Annotated in this window: 4 protein-coding genes; 1 reads left to right on the forward strand and 3 read right to left on the reverse strand. The window is 67.4% G+C overall.

Annotation, left to right across the window (positions count from 1 at the left end; all coding sequences use genetic code 11):
* The first annotated feature begins 27 nt into the window (after nt 1-27).
* Nucleotides 28-684, forward strand: a complete 657-nt coding sequence (gene fhuF, locus LUB09_RS00435) for a siderophore-iron reductase FhuF (protein WP_231421400.1) — start codon at nt 28-30, stop codon at nt 682-684.
* On the opposite strand, the gene LUB09_RS00440 is transcribed toward fhuF, so the two are convergent.
* The 3 genes from LUB09_RS00440 to LUB09_RS00450 are packed head-to-tail and all read right to left on the reverse strand — an operon-like array spanning nt 675 to nt 16,096.
* Nucleotides 675-2,315 carry a cyclic peptide export ABC transporter gene (locus tag LUB09_RS00440; RefSeq protein ID WP_231421243.1) on the reverse strand — a complete coding sequence of 547 codons (1,641 nt, stop codon included), beginning with the start codon at nt 2,313-2,315 and terminating at the stop codon, nt 675-677. The two genes, fhuF and LUB09_RS00440, sit on opposite strands and share 10 nt — an antisense overlap.
* A complete protein-coding gene (locus LUB09_RS00445) occupies nt 2,316-6,059 on the reverse strand; it encodes a non-ribosomal peptide synthetase (protein ID WP_231421247.1) in 3,744 nt (1,247 codons plus the stop codon). It abuts the gene before it with no gap.
* Nucleotides 6,056-16,096, reverse strand: coding sequence for a non-ribosomal peptide synthetase (locus LUB09_RS00450; protein WP_231421250.1), 10,041 nt, complete (start codon nt 16,094-16,096; stop codon nt 6,056-6,058). The genes LUB09_RS00445 and LUB09_RS00450 overlap by 4 nt, the downstream gene beginning before the upstream one ends.
* Nucleotides 16,097-16,119 lie beyond the last annotated feature (23 nt).

Here is a 16,119-nt window from a genome sequence, read left to right on the forward strand (position 1 = left end):
CTGAGCCGCGTCGCCGAGCCGGCGTTGCTGCAGCCGGTGCTTGCCGAGTTCGCCCTGCGTTACCCCGGCGTCAACAACGCGGCGGTGGTGTCGCAGTGGTCGATGAACTACATGAGCATCGTGGTGCCGGCCACCCTGGCCTGCGTGCTCACCCGCGAGCAGGCCATCGACTTCTGGAGCGACGACAGCGTGTTGCGCCTGGACGCCGGTCAGCCGCTGGCGTTGCACTTTGCCACGCGCTTGCCAGCCCTTGCCGCCGCCGAGCGGGCCGACTACTTTTCGCGCTGGGTGCACGAGCACCTCGCGCCCCTGTTCGCCACCCTGGCGCTGGCCGGGGGCCTGGCGCCGAAGATCCTGTGGGGCAATTTTGTCGCGATCTGGGACGGTGCCTTCGCCCGGCTCGACCCGGACCTGTCCCGCCCAGGCTTTGCCGAAGCGCACCGCTGGCTGGAACCGGTCAGCGTCAACCACGGCCGCCTGAAATTGCGCGGCCTGCAACGCCAGGTGCCGTCGCCCGCCCCCGAGATTTGCCCGCAGCTGCCGCTGCGTCGGCATTGCTGCCTGCACTATCAACTGCACCCGCTGGTGGAAGGTGAACCGCTGGTGCTGTGCGAATCCTGCCCCAAACTGCACCGTTTGCCACTGGCCGAGCAGGTCAGTTACCTGCACTCGCTCTACGACTGAGCTTCCAGCGCCACGCCGGCTGCCAGCGGCGCCTCACTCAGGCGCCCGTGTTCGATGCGCAGCAGGCGGTCGGCGAGGCCGAAATACGCGTCGTCATGGGAAATCACGATCACCAGCTTGCCCCGTCCACGCAGGTCGGCCAGGATCCGCGTGTAGAAAAAGTGCTTGAACACCGGGTCCTGATCCGCCGCCCACTCATCGAACAGGTAGCACGGTCGGTCATCCAGATAGGCACTGAGCAACGCCAGGCGTTTGCGTTGCCCGGTGGACAGCGCCAGCGTGGTCAGGCGGCCCTGTTCGATCTGCACTTTGTGATCCAGTTGCAGGTGCACCAGGTAATCCTGCGCCTGCTGCACCAGCTTCGGGTTGTCGCCGTCGAACAGGTTTTCGAACAGGCAGAAGTCGGTGAAAATCGCCGAGAAGTGCTGGCGAAAATGGTGGTTGTCAGCGCTTGAAGACACTTGCTCGTCCAGCATCACCTCACCGCTCTCCGGGCGATACAGGCCGGTCAACAGCAGCGCCAGGGTGGTCTTGCCGCTGCCATTGCCGCCAGCGATGAACACCACTTCGCCGGCCTTCAAGGTGACGCTGATCGGCCCCAGGGTGAAATGCCCGTCCTCGCGCTCGCGGTAGTAGGTGTGGGTGACGTCACGGCACACCAGGCTGCGCACGCGCGTTGGCGCGAAGGTTTCCAGGCTTTCCTCGGCGCCGTGCATCTGGCCCTCGAGCGCGCGGATCTTGTTCAGCGCAACGCTGGCGCGGCCCAGGGTCGGCACCGCGTGCATCAGTTCCGAGAGCGGCGTGATCATGTACAGAATCGCGAGGATATAGCCTGTCACCAGGCTCACGCTCAGGTCGATAAAGCGCGGCGCCACGAACAGCACCACGCCGATCAGCAGGTAGAACACCGCGTTGCCCCAGTTGAGCACCACCGCGTAAATGCTCATGCCACGCACGAAGTCGCGCCGGTACTGCTGGCTGGTCGGCAGCAGCAGGCGGCTGAAAAAGTGCTGGCGACGCGGATGGTTCAGCTGCAGCTCCTTGCTGCCATCGGTGAGCAGCCGATAGTGCTCGAACAACTGGTCCTTGAGCTCGCGCGCGCGGGAGATCGAGGTCAGCGCCTTGCGCTGCGGCCAGTTGAAACTCAGGCTGCCGAGCACGATCAGCAACACCGTGAGGCCCAGCAACGGCAGGCTCAACCAGCCCAGGTAACCGAGGCAGGCGAGGATGATCCCGCCGTTGACCAGCAGCACCGGCACCAGCTCCACCGCCTGGCTGATGGTTTGCGTGTCGTCGGTCAGCACCGCCAGCAGCCGGTGTTTGCCCAGGCGCTGCAATTGCGCGTAGGGCGTGTCGATCAGTTTGGCGCTCAGGTGCAGGCGCATATCGTTGACCGCCGCCTGGCCCAGGCGCAGCAGGCTGATGTCGGAAATGATCCGTGACACCGCCACCAGCAGCACCAGCGCGCCGAAGTACAGGCCGTCCATCGGGCGCAACTGGTCGAACACCGTGAGGCTGTGGTTGATCATCGCGATCAACCCGGCCGCCGCGAGGCCGCAGGCCAGCCCGGTCAGCGTTGCTACCAGCAGGGCGCGCCACGAGCGCTTGGCCATGAGTATCAGCAAATCCATTCAAACTGCTCCGTCTGTCGCCAGGGCCGCAAGGCCGGCCGCCAGCTGTTGATGCACCGAGGGTTGCGCAAGGATGTTCAAGTGCTGCGCCTGCACCACTTCACGGGTGTACGCGCCGCTGCTTAACTGTTGCCACTGCGGGTCGGCAAAATCCGCCGCGCCCAGCGTGGCGTCCGCCCACCACACCTGCACCGGGCAGTGCAGCCGTGGCGGCTGGAAGCTGGCGAGCAACTGGCGGGTCTGTTGCTGATGGCCAAGCCGCGTGTGCAGGTGTTCCCAGCTGTCGCCGTCGAGCTGCAGACCTTGCTGCTGCGCCCATTGCGCGAGGGCGGGCAGGCGCTGCGCGGCGGGCAGGGCAGCCAGTTGTGCGGTCAACTCGGCCAGCGCCTGCGCCGGTAAGCCGCGCAGTAGCGCCTGGCTGTTGGCCGTGAGCGCCTGCGTGGCGTCGGCCAGCAAGGTCTCGATGCTGTCTTCATCGGCGCTGCGCGCGTACTGCGAGTCGAGGATGCCGAGAAACGCCACCTGTTCGCCGCACCGCTCCAGCTGCGCTGCAGCGGTGATCGCCAGCAGCCCGCCGAGGGAAAAGCCCAGCAAGTGATAGGGCCCGTGCGGCTGCTGAGCACGCATGTACTCGATATAGCGCGCCGCGAGCCCTTCGATATCGCCGCCGTCCACCGTGTCGTCGTCACCCAGTTTTTGCAACCCCCACAGTTGCCAGTGCGGCAGATGGGGCAGCAGCGCGCGGTAATCCTGCACATGCCCGGTGGACGGGTGAAAACAGAACAGATTCGCCCCTGCGCCCGGCGCCGACAGGCGCACCAGTGGCGACAGCTTGAATTCGGCCTGCACCAGTGCGGCAAAGGTCGCCACGCTCGGTGCATTGAACACCGCGTTCACCGTAACCGGCGCCGCCAGTACCGTCTGCAGGCGGCTGGCCAGGCTGACCGCCGCCAACGAATGCCCGCCCAAGGCAAAGAAATCATCTTCGATGCCCACCCGCTCCAGGCCCAGCACCTGCGCCCAGGTCTCGGCCAGCAGCGCCTCCAGCGGCGTGCGCGGCAATGCACCGCCGACGCCGCCCTGCACCTGATCGGCCCATTGCTGCAGGGTCTTGCGGTCGAGCTTGCCGTTGCCCATCAGCGGCAACGCCTCGACGATGCGCAGGCTCGGCAGCATGTAGTCCGGCAGGCGGTCCTGGGCCTGGCCATGCAATTGCGCCACGCTCACCGAGTGCCCCGGCGCCAGGGTCACGAAGGCAAACAGTTGCGGGCCCAGTTCACCCTTGGGCAGGCACTCCACCGCCGCCTGGGCCACGCCCGGCAGGCCGGCAAGCTGCGCCTGGATCTCGTCAAGCTCGATGCGAAACCCGCGCACCTTGACCTGGCGGTCGCTACGGCCGGTGATTTCCAGGCTGGCGTCGTGGCGATAGCGCGCACGGTCGCCGGTGCGGTACAGCCGCTCGCCGTCGCGCTCGATAAAGCGCTCGGCGGTGTGGGGCGCGTCGAGATAGCCGCGCGCCAGGTGCGGCCCGGCGATATACAGTTCGGCGTGCTGCCCCGGCGCCGCGAGTTGCTGCTGTTCATCCAGCAGATACAAACGCATGCCGTCGAGCCGATCATCCAGCGGCAGGCGGCGGTAGTCACAGGCCGGGTCCAGCCTGTGCATGGCCACGCCGACGGTGGCTTCCGTCGGCCCGTAGTGGTTGAACAGCGTCAGCGTCGGCGCGAACTGGCGGATCGACTGCAGCAGGCGCCGCGAACAGCTCTCGCCGCCGAGGATCAGTTGCCTGCGCGGCAGCACGGCTGCGCTTTGTGCGTGCATCAGCCAGGCATCGAGCAGCGACGGCACGATTTTCAGATGGTCGACCGGGTACTGCGCCTGCCAGGCGGCCCAGGCTTGGGCGTCCATCGCGGTGGTCTTGTCCAGCAGGTGCAGTTCGCCGCCGCTGAGCAAGGCGGGAAACAGCAGGGTGTAACCCAGGTCGGCGGCCAGGGAGGTGACCACGGCGCTGCGTTCGCCGGCTTGCAGCTGCAGGCGCGCGGCCACGCTGGAGACATAACTGGCCAGTTGCGCGTGCTCGACGATCACGCCCTTGGGCACGCCGGTGCTGCCCGAGGTGAACAACACATAGGCCGCATCCGTGGGCAGCACGTCGTCGCCCAGGTCGGTCATGGGCGCCTGTTGCCACACGGCGGTGTCGCGCAGGTCGAGGCTGCCCATCGACGCCAGCAGCGGCGCGCTGCCGGCGGCCCCAGTCAGCACAAAGCGCGGCTGCGCCTGTTGCAGGATCGCCAGGGAGCGTTGCGCGGGCTGGTGCACGTCCAGCGGCACAAAGGCCGCGCCGCTCTTGAGCACGGCGAGCATCGCCAGCACCATCGGTGCCGAACGGTCCAGGTACAGCGCCACGCGGTCCTCACGGCCGATGCCCTGGCTGCGCAGGTAATGCGCCAATTGGTTGCTGCGCGCGTGCAGCTCGGCGTAGCTCAGGTGCTGGTGCGGATCGCGCAGGGCCAGGTGTTCGGCAAAGCCTGCGGCGCAGGCGTTGAAGCGCGCCGGCACGCTGGCGAATGGCGGCGTGACGCGCTGCTGGCGTGCCGCGAGTGTCGCCGCAAAGCCCGGCGCCGCCAGCGACAGTTCGCCCAGCGGGGTGGCGGGGTGGGCGAGGGCGTCCAGCAGCAGCGATTGCAGTTGTTCCAGCAGGGTTGCAGCGGCCCGGGTGCTGTAACGGTTGGCCTGATGGCAGAGCGTCAGGCGCTGATCTTCGGCGATCAGCAGCAGCTCCATGCCGGCCGGGATTGCACACACTTCCAGCACCTTGAACGGGCTGGCGGGCGCATCCAGCGCCGGGCTCCACTGGAAACCATAAGGTGACGCGATGTCGGCCGGCGAGTATTCCTGCCATTCGCCGACGTCCTCACAACGTCTTTGCAGCGCCGCCAGGGCCTCGCCGAACGGACGCTCCAGCGCCGGCTGCCACGGCAGCGGCAGGGCCTTGGCGAACAATCCCCAGCAGTCGGCCAGTTCTTCGTAGTCGTCACGGCAGTCATGCACCCAGTTAAGGGTGAGAGCCGGGCTGTCAGTGGCGCTCAACCGCTGCAACAGCACGCCCCAGGCGGCCATCAGCAGGTGTTCGGCGGGGGCGGCCTGGGCGTGCAACGCAGCGATCAACGCGGGGTCGAGCATCACGCAGGTGGTCAGCGGCGTGTCGGCCTTGTCGCTGCGCACTTCGCGGTACAGCAGCTCGGTGCCGGCCTGTTGGCCCAGGGCCAGATCGGCCCAGTACTGGCGTCCCTGCGCCGCGTCGTCATCCGCCTGCAGGTCGTGAATCCAGGCGCTGTACTGGGTGTAGGTCATCGCCTCGGCGTCAGCCAGCGGCGGCTGCGCCAAATCCAGTGCCTGCGCCGAACCCAGCGCCTGCGCCAGGCGCAGCAGCGTGCCACGGTCGGCCGCCAGCGCGGGCAGTTGCAAGGTCACCCGTTGCACCTCGGCGTCCAGCGCCTGCACGTCGATGCTGACCACGCTTGCGGCGGCGACGCGTTGCAACGGCACCTGCATCCCCGGCTCGGGCCGAGTGTGCAGGCGCAATGCGTCATGCACCTGTGCCAGCGTCGCCAGCCGCTCACGCAACTGCGCCAGCGCGGTGGCGCCACGCACCTCCAGCACCAGACGGGCCGGCGGCGCATTCGCCAGCCATTGGCTGCGTTGCTGTGGCGACAGGGCGAACGCTGCTTCGTGGTTGCTCATGGCTGTTCCCCCAGTTGTTCGCGGTTCATCATCTGCCCCATGGCCACGCAGATTTTGCGCTCGCCTTCAAACGGGTCGCGGGCATGGGCCACCAGCATATTGTCGAGCATCACCATGTCGCCCTTGTGCCAGGCAAAGCGCACCGCACAGGCCTCGTACGCGGCGCCGATCACGTCCATTACCGCGTCTTCGATCACGCTGCCATCGCCGTAATACACGTTGCGCGGCAGGTTGCCGGCGCCGAACAGGTTGATCAGGTTGCTGCGCACCTCCGGCTCCAGGCAGGCGCTGTGGTGCAACTGCACCTGGTTGAAAAACGACGCTTCGCCGGTGTCCGGGTGCGCCACAATCGCCGGGCATTGCTGGGCGATCTTCAGGTTGTCCGCACCCAGCCACTCCCACTGCATGCCCGCTTGGCGGCACTGACGCTCGACCTCTTCGCGCTGCTCGGTCTTGAAGAAGTCCTGCCAGCGCACGTCCAGCTTGTCGGTGAAGTGCCGCACATACAAAAGGCCCAGGGCCTTGAAGCGCTCGACGATGTCCGGCGGCAACTGCGCCAGCACCTGGCGGCAGTCGACGATCGGCGTGCAACCGCCCCGTGGCGCCGGGATCTCGCAGAAGAACCACTGCTTGCGCGGCCATTGCGCCATGTGCGAGCTCTCGTTGTGGAACAGGATCATGTGCTGTTCCGGGTACGGTGTGGAGTGGTAGATATTCTTGCCGGATTTATTCTTCGGCAGGTCGCCGTAGGTGCCGTACAGGTCCCGCTCGATGGCCTGGGCGAACTGCTCGAAAGCGGCGGCATCCGGCAGGTTGAACCCGCGAAACAGCAGGCCGCCGTGGGTGCGCAACTGCGCATTGATCCACTCGCGCGCCTGCACCGCCCAGTGCACCGGGTCGAGGTCTGCCAGCAACGGTTCGATCACCAGCGGCAGCGGTTGCGCCTCGCCCAGGGTGCGGGTGCGCACCTGTTCGTGGGCCAGTTGGCTGACGGCGGTGGCGCGGGTGTTCTTCAGCTTGCTCATCTTCGACTGCTTGCGCTCGCTGCGCGCTTGGGTCTCATCGATGGCCGCCGGGGCGTCCGCGTGCAGGCGCCACGTCCAGTCCTGCAACGTCAGGCTGTCGAGCAGTTGCGCAAAGCCTTGCTCCAGGCGTTCAACGGTGTGCGCCTGCAATACGCTGGTGCGATACACCCAGCGCACCTGCAGGCCGCTGTCGTCTTCCTCGACAAACACGGCCAGGTCGAACTTGCTGGTCTGCTGCTGCGGCGCCAGGTGTTCCACCGCCAGGTCCGCCAGGCTGGCCGTGCCCTGCGGGGTGTTCTGCATCACGAACAGCACCTGCACCAGCGGGTTGACGCCCGGAGTGCGCGGCGGTTGCAGCGCCTCCACCAGCTTGTCGAACGGCACCTGCTGGTGCTGGAACGCGGCCAGGCAATCCTCGCGCAGGCGTTGCAGGCGGCTGTCGAAGGTATCGCCGGCATCCAGCCGTGCGCGGATCGGCAGCACGTTGACGAAGAAACCGATCAGGTTTTCCAGCGCCGCCTGCTCGCGGTTGGCCAGGTCCGTGCCGACGATAAAGTCATTGGCGCCGGTGGCCCGCTGCAACAGGCTGTTGAACGCATTGAGCAACAGCATAAACAGCGTCGCCTTGTGGGCCTGGGCATACGCCTTGAGCACCTGGGTCTGGGCCGGGGTGAAATGCTGGGTCAACAGCGCGCCTTGATAATCCGGCTGGGCCGGACGCGGCGCATCCAGCGGCAACGGGATCAGCATCGGCGCGCCGTCGAGCTGGCGCCGCCAATAGTCGATGGCACGCGCCAATTGGCGCTGTTGCGCTTCACTGCGCTGCCACTGGGCGTAATCGGCGTACTGGATCGGCAACGCGGTAAACACCGGCGTGGTGCCGCTGGCGTAGGCCTGGTAACCGGTGATCAATTCCTGAATCAGGATGCCCATGGACCAGGCGTCCGTGGCGATATGGTGCAGCACCAGTTGCAACACATGGTCATCTGCGCCCAGGTGCAGCAAATGCGCGCGCAGCATCGGCGCCTGCTGCAGATCAAACGGCTGCGCCGACTGTTGATCGATCACTGCCTGCAGGGCTTGCGGCTGTACCGTGAGCGGCGTGAGGTCGAGCGTCGGCGCGGGATGGATCACCTGGCACGGCTGGTCGCCGTGCAAGTCAAAGCGGGTGCGCAGCGATTCATGCCGTTCCAGCACCCGCTGCAACGCCTGTTGCAAGGCGGCGATATCCAGTGCGCCACGCAGGCGCACCACGCTGGACATGTTGTAGGCCGCGTTCGGCCCCTCGAAACGGTCGAGGAACCACAGCCGTTGCTGGGCGTAGGACAGCGCCAGCGGTCGGTTGCGCGACACCGGCACGATCTCGTCCTCGTCGGCCACCTGGGCCTGTTGATCCACCACCTGCGCCAGGTGCTCAAGGGTGCCGCCTTCGAACAGCACGCGCAGCGGCAGGCTGACGTTCAAGCGGCGGCGAATGCGCGAGAGCATCTGCGTGGCCAGCAGCGAGTGGCCGCCAATGGCAAAGAAGTCATCGTGCACGCTGACACTGGGCACGCCGAGAATGGCCTGCCACAGCTCGGCCAGCACTTTTTCGGTCGGGGTGCGGGGGGCAATCGACACGCCATCGGCGGCTGCGGCCTGGGGCACCTCCAGCGCGGCGAGAGCCCGACGGTCGACCTTGCCGTTGGCATTCAGCGGAAGCTGCGCCAGTTCCACCCAGCGCGCCGGCACCATGTAGTTGGCCAGTTGCGCGGCCAAATGGGCGCTCAGGACCGACTGCGCATCGCCATCAAAAGCGCTGTCGAGCACATGGAACGCCACCAGTTGCAGCGCACCACGGGCATCCGGCAGGGCCAGCACTGCTGCGCTCTGCACGGCCGGGTGCTGCATCAGGCGGTTTTCGATCTCGCCCAGTTCGATGCGATGGCCACGAATCTTCACCTGCTGATCGCGCCGGCCCAGGTATTCGAGCACGCCATCGGCGCGCAGGCGGCCGATATCGCCGCTGCGGTAGAGGCGCGCGCCCGGCTCGAACGGATGGTCAACGAAGGCTTCGCGGGTGCGTTGCGGGTCGCGCAGGTAGCCACGGCCGACGCCGACGCCACCGATGCACAGTTCGCCCGGCACGCCGATGGGCACGCTGCGCAGCGCGCTGTCGAGCACAAACACCTGGTTGTTCGCGGTCGGTCGGCCAATCGGCATGTGCAGGCAGTCAGCGTCCGGTGCCTGGGTGATCGGGTAAAACGCCACGTCATCCGAACACTCGGCAGGGCCGTAGGCGTTCATCAACGGGATCGTCGGGAAGCGCGCAAACCAGTCCCGGGCCAACGCCGGCGGCAGTGCCTCGCCGGTCGGCAGCAGCCAGCGCAAGCTGGGCAGGCGGTGCTCGTCGCGGGCTTCCTGCAACAGGCCGCGAATCAGCGCGGGCACGGTTTCCAGCAGGGTCAGCTGCTGCGCTTGCACCGCATCGAGCAAGGCCTGCGGGTCATGGGCCTGGGCGTCCGGCAGGATATGCACGGTGGCGCCCACCAGCGGCGCGGCGAGGAACTGCCATACGCAAATATCGAACGCGGCGGAGGCGGTCTGGGCGATGCGGTCGTGTTCGCACAGGCCCAGGGCCGGCACCTTGCCAAAGATGTTATTGAGCATGCCGCGCTGTTCCACCATCACGCCTTTGGGCGTACCGGTGGAACCCGAGGTGAAAATCACATAGGCCAACTGGTCGGGGTTGTGCGCGTAAGTCACCGCGGGCCGGGCCTCGCCTTGCCACAGCGTTTGCGCAACCAGGCAGGTCGGCTGCTTGAGCACCTGCGGCAGCACGCCCTCCAGCACGCCGCTGGCGCTGTCGCACACCAGTAAAAGCGGCGCTTCGCCCAGGTTCAGCAGCTCGGCCAGGCGCGCGGCCGGCTGCTGGATGTCCAGCGCCTGGAACGCGGCACCGGCCTTGAGCGTGCCGAGCATCAGGGTCAGCAAGCTCAGGCCGCGCTCGGCAAACAGCGCCACCAGGGTTTCCGGGCCGGCACCGGCGCTGTGCAGAGCATGGGCGACGGCGTTGGCGCGGCGGTCCAGTTCGGCGTAGGTCAGGGACTCCTGCCCGTGCACGGCGGCGATCTGCTGCGGCCGGCGGCGCACCTGCTCGGCGAACAAGGCGGCGTAACCCTCGGTCAGCGGGAAGTCGACCGCGCTGCGGTTCCACTCCACCTGCAGTTGCTGACGCTCGGCGGGCGCCAGCATGTGCAGGCTGCCCAGCGTTGCCTCGGGGGCCTCGAGCATGCTTGACAACAACTGCACCAGGTGCCCGAGCATGCGCTGCACGCTGTCGGCGCTGAACCGCTGGCTGTCATAGGACAGGCGAATGCCCAGGCGGTCGCCGGGGTACAGCACCACGGTCATCGGGAAGTTGGTGTGCACGCGGTCTTCATAGATGTCGATGCTGAAGGCGTCCAGCTGCACGCTGCTGATGTCCAGCGGCGCGTTTTCGAACACCACCAGGCTGTCGAACAGCTGCTGCCCGCGCGGCACGCCGCTGCTGCGCTGGATATCCACCAGCGAGGCACTTTCGTGTTCACGCAGCCGCGCATTGTGCGACAGCAGCGCCTGCAACCAGCCGGCGACCGGCGCTTCGGGGTCGACGTCGAGGCGCAGCGGCAGGCTGTTGATGAACAGCCCGACCATTTCCTCGACGCCGGCAAGCTCGGTGGGGCGACCGGCCACGGTGACGCCGAACAGCACGTCGCGATTGCCGCTGTAGCGCGACAACAGCAAGGCCCAGGCGCCCTGGATCCAAGTGTTGGGCGTCAATTGGTAGTGCTGGCACAGCTGCTGCAACCGTTGGGTCTGGCTGATGCTCAGGGTCTGGTCGAGGTCGCCGACCGCTTCCGGTGCTTGTTCCGCGCGGGCCAGGGCGCTGTCCAGGTGCAACGGCGTGGGCTCGCTGAAACCGGCCAGGTCCGCTTGCCAGAATGCATGCGCGGCGGCCATGTCCTGGCGTTCCAGCCAGCTCATGTAGCCGCGGAACGAGCGAAAGCGCGGGCGCGCCAGCGGTTCCTGATGCACAACCGCCTGATAGATCGCCAGCAGGTCCTCCATCAACAGGCCGAAGCACCAGGCATCGGTGAGGATATGGTGGAAGCTGCGCACCACGGCGAATCGGCGCTCATCGAGCTGGAACACGCGCAGGTGCGTCAACGGCGCCACGGCCATGTCGAAACCCTGCACGCGCTGGGCCTCCAGCGCCTGGTCCATGGCCAGGCGTTGCTGCGCATCATCCAGGTGCCGCAGGTCCTGCCAGTCGAACGCCGGCGCGGTGTGGCGGTACACGCACTGCAACGGCTCGTGGTCGTCCTGCCACCGGAACGCGGTGCGCATCATCGGGTGGCGGTCGAGGAAGACCTGCCAGGCCGTTTCCATGGCCGCGCGTTGCAGCACGCCGTCCCAGCTGTAACGCTGCTGCATCAGGTAGATGCCGCTGTGGGGCTGCAGCAGGGTGTGCAGCAGCATGCCCTGTTGCATCGACGACAACGGGTAGACGTCTTCGAGGTTCGACCAGTCCAGCGGCTCGGCGGCGAGGGTTGCGGCTTGCCGGTGGCACAGCGGGAAGGCGTCGCTGTGGGGACGCAGCTCAGGCGCGGCCGCAAGTGCAGCAAGGCTTGCCAGGCGCTCGGCGAGTGGCGCGGTCCAGTCGGCGGCCAAGCGGCCTTCGCAGCGCAGGTGCAGTTGGCCGTCCTGCCAGTGGGCTTCGACGCGCAGGGCATGGGCCGTGGTCGGCGGCAGGTCGGCGGCGGTGACCTGCGCCAGCGCGCCGTGGGCTTCGCGGTGGCTGTCGAGGTCGCCGCGCCAGTGAATCGCGATATCCGCCGTGGGCAGATCGCGCAGCGGTTCCTGCAGGTAGGTGTTGTCCGACAGGTAGCGCAGCACGCCATAGTCGGCGCCGTGTTGCGGGTAGGCACGCAGTTGCGCGGCCACGGCGTGCAGGCGTTGCAGCGCGGTGACGGCGTCGGTGTGCAGGAACACCGGCACCGGCAGGTCCAGCGCACCGATGATGCGTTGCGGCTCAAGATCGGCGAGGGCGATGGGCGACTGCACCGGCAGGCGCTCAATGGCCGGACGCGCAGCGTACAGCTCCAGCGCCAGCAGGCCGTTGCCGCACTGTTCGGCCACGGCGGTGGCCAGCAGGCTGTTCCAGTCCAGGTGCAGCACCTCGGCCAGGCGTTTCAAGGCGCCGGAGGTCTGGCTGCTCAGGCTGTGTTCGATCACCTGGCTCGGTTGCTGGCTGGCGGGCAGTTGCAGCGTGTCCATCCCGGCAAATTGCAGCCAGTGTTCCCAGGCGTCATCGAGGGCATCGCTGTGGGCGTGGTCTTGCTGATGGCGCGCCCAGGGGGTGAAGTTGCCGCCGTGATAGGACAGCCGCACCGGCCGTTGCAGGCGCAACTGGCTCAGCGCCAGATTGAGGTCGGTGAGCAACAACGGCCACGAGGCGTCGTCCACGCACAGCGGATGCGCGGCCAGCAGCAGGTGCGCGTCGCCCAGCAGGCTGGCGTGCAGGCTTTGCCCGGCGTGCAGGTCCAGCGCGTCGACCGCGGCCTGGGCCAGGGCCTGCAACTGGTGCGGCAGGTATTCGCCGCTGCTGATCGCGGCCGCCTTGGGCGCTGCCAATACGCGCTGCTGCCAGTCCGCGTCGAACCCCAGGCGCAGGGCCTGATGATGCTGCTGCAAGGCGCCCAGGGCCTGGCCGAGCAAGGCACGGTCCAGCGGCTGCGCCAGGGCCACGCAGCGCCAGGTGGCGGTCAGCGGGCCCTGTTCCAGACGCGCGCGCTGGCCGGCGCCGAGGGGCAGCGCATAGCCGTCGGCTTGCTGCTGCGCCACGGTGTGGCTGGCATCGGCGCCGAGCACACGGGCGATGTCGGCGACGGTGCGGTTCTCGAACAGTTGCCGTGGGGTGAGCTTGAGGCCTTGCTGGTTGGCCCGCGCGATGATCTGCAGGTTCAGAATCGAATCGCCGCCGATGGCGAAGAAGTTGTCGTTGACCCCAACCTGTTCGCGCTTGAGCACGTCCTGCCAGATTGCCGCCAGCAGGCGTTCGACGTCGTTGCGCGGCGCCACATAATCGGCGTTGTCGTCGCGGGTGGCGTGGGGCAGTGGCAGGCGTTGCACATCGACCTTGCCGTTGCGCGTCAGGGGCAGTTCATCAAGGGTGATGAAGTGCGCCGGCACCATGTAGTCCGGCACGCGGCTGCTCAGGTCGTTGCGCAGCTTGAGCGCCGACAGTGACTGGCGGGCCACCAGATAGGCGACCAGACGCAGGCTGCCTTCCAGCTCGAGCGCGCGCACCACCACCTGTTCGATCAGCGGCGACAGGCGGCGGATCTGCGCCTCGACTTCGCCCAATTCCAGGCGATTGCCGCGAATCTTCACCTGACTGTCAACGCGGCCGAGGAACGCCAGTTGTCCGTCAATCAGCCAGCGCACGCGGTCGCCCGTGCGGTACCAGCGCTGTTGGCGGGCATCCAGGTGGAAGCGTTCGGCGGTCAGGTCGTCGCGGTGCAGGTAACCACGGGCGAGGGCGCCGCTGATCAGCAGTTCGCCGCTGATGCCGGTGGCCACGTCGCGCCCCTGGGCGTCGACTACGCGCAGTTGGCGGTTCGGCAGCGGCCGGCCGAGGGCAATGCGTGGCTGGCCCGCCGTGAGTTCGGTGGCAATCGCACCCACCGTCGCCTCGCTCGGCCCATAGTGGTTGAACACCCGCAGGCCGGGCGCCAGCGCGTTGACCTGAGCCAGCAGCGCCGGGCTCAGGGCGTCGCCGCCAAACACCAGCAGGGCCGTGGGCAGCAACCGCGCATCCGGCAGTGCCTGCAACAGCCCGCTGAGGTGGCTCGGGGTGATTTTCAGCACGTCCACCGGGAACTCGCTGAACAGCTGCGCCAGGGCCAGCGGGCTGAAAGCGCTCTCGTCATCCACCAGCAACAGGCTCGCGCCGCTGCACAGCGCGCCGAACAGCTGGGTGTGGCCGAGGTCGGCGGCAATGCTCGACAGCAGGCCATAACGCGCGGCGGCGGGCGGCTGCAGCACGCTGTGCACCGCGCTCAGGTAATCGACGATGGCGCGGTGTTCGACCACCACGCCCTTGGGCGTGCCGGTGGAACCGGAGGTGTAGATCACGTAGGCCGCGTCATCCAGGCGGTGGGAAACCACTGGCGCGCTGGCGGGCTGGGCGGCAATCGCTTCGGCCTGTGCGTCCAGACACAGCAGCGGCGTGTGCTCACCCAGGCGCGTCAGCAGGGGCGTTGCCGTGGCGCCGATCAACAGCGCGGCGCGGCTGTCCTGCAGCACGTCGGCCAGGCGTCCGGCGGGTTGTTTGAGGTCCAGCGGCAGGTAGGCGGCGCCGGCCTTGAGGGTGGCGAGCACGGCGATCACAAAATCGGCGCTGCGCTCCAGCGCCAGCGCCACCAGGCTGTGACGGCCGATGCCCTGGGCGCACAGATGCTGGCTAAGGCGGTTGGCGCGCTGGTCGAGTTCGCCGTAGCTCAGCACACCGTTGCGGTCGCGCAGCGCCGGTTGCTGCGGTGCGGCGGCGGCCTGCTGTTCAACGCGCTGATGCAGGCACAGGTCGGGCACCGCAAGCGCCACACCGCGCCCGAGGGCTTGCAGTTGCTCGCGCTCCTGCGTACCCAGCCAGTCGAGATCCGCAACCCGGCACTGCGGCTGCGCGGCCATGGCCAGCAGCACCGTGCGCAATTGCGCCGACAGCAGGGCGATTTCCTCGTCGCTGAAACGGCTGCGGTTGTAGCTGAACAGGTAATGCAGCTGCTCGCCCGGCACCACGATCAGCGACAACGGGAAATGGTTGCGCCCCTGGGTCAGGGTCAGGCCATCGCTTGCGTGCTCGCGGTTCGGGTCGGCGAAGCTCAGGCCACCGGCGTCCTGGTTGAGCGCATCGGTCACCGGGAAGTTCTCGAACACCAGGATCGAGTCGAACAGCGCCTGCTCGGCGGCGATGCGGCTCATCGACTTGAGTTTGCCCAGCGGCAGATAGGCGTGGTGGCGCAGGTCGCTGTTGGCTTGCTGCAACTGTTGCAGCCAGTCCACCAGCACCGGGCCTTCGGACCATTGCACGCGCAGGGGCAGGGTGTTGATGAACAGGCCGACGGTGCTGTCGATGGCGGCCAGGTTTTCCGGGCGACCGGCCACAGTGACGCCGTAGATCACGTCATCGCGCCCGGCGTGCTGGCCCAGCAGCAGCGCCCAGGCGCCCTGGATCAAGGTGTTGAGGGTCAGGTGATGGCGGCGGGCGAACTGCGCCAGTTGCTCGGTTTCCTCGATGCTCAGGCGGTGTTCGCGTTCGGCGCACGGCGCGTCGGCAGGCGGGGCCAGGCGCAGGCCGAAGTCGGGCAGCGGGGTCGGTTCGCTGACATCCTGCAACTGCCCGCGCCAGAAGCTTTCGGTGGCGGCCATGTCCTGCTCGGCCAGCCAGGCGATGTAGTCGCGGTAGGCGCGGGTCGGCGGCAGATTGGCCGGGCGGCCGTGGGCGTGTTCGTAGTAGAGCGCCAGCCATTCCTGGATCGCGATGCCCACGCTCCAGCCGTCCATGATGATGTGATGGAAGGTCCAGATCAGGTGCCAGCGCTGCGGTTCGAGGCGCACCAGGGCCAGGCGCATCAGTGGCGCGTCGTTCAGCTCCAGCGGTTCGGCGCGTTGTTCAAGGGCCAGTTGCGGCAGGGCGGTGTGGCTGTCGCTGCGGCCCTGCCAGTCGAGTTCGCTCAACGGCAGGTTCAGCTCGGACTGCACCACTTGGTAGGCATCGTCGAGGTATTCCCATAGAAACGCGCTGCGCAATACCGCGTGGCGTTGCATCAGGGCCTGCCAGGCGGCGCGAAACGCCGGCAGTTGCAGCGGGCCATGCATGTCCAGGCTCAGTTGCTGGTAGTACACCCGCGAATCGGGCTCGACCACGCTGTGAAACAGCAAACCGTGCTGGGTCGGCGACAGGGAGTAGATGTCTTCGATGTTGTTCATGGTTGTGCGATCCATTTCAAATG

Origin of the sequence: Pseudomonas sp. Leaf59 (genome assembly GCF_920984685.1) — a bacterium.
Classification (GTDB): Bacteria; Pseudomonadota; Gammaproteobacteria; order Pseudomonadales; family Pseudomonadaceae; genus Aquipseudomonas.

Coding starts and splice junctions, on each gene's coding strand:
- LUB09_RS00450 (WP_231421250.1), bottom strand. CDS start 16,096: ATGAACAACATCGAAGACATCTACTCCCTGTCGCCGACCCAGCACGGT.
- LUB09_RS00440 (WP_231421243.1), bottom strand. CDS start 2,315: ATGGATTTGCTGATACTCATGGCCAAGCGCTCGTGGCGCGCCCTGCTG.
- LUB09_RS00445 (WP_231421247.1), bottom strand. CDS start 6,059: ATGAGCAACCACGAAGCAGCGTTCGCCCTGTCGCCACAGCAACGCAGC.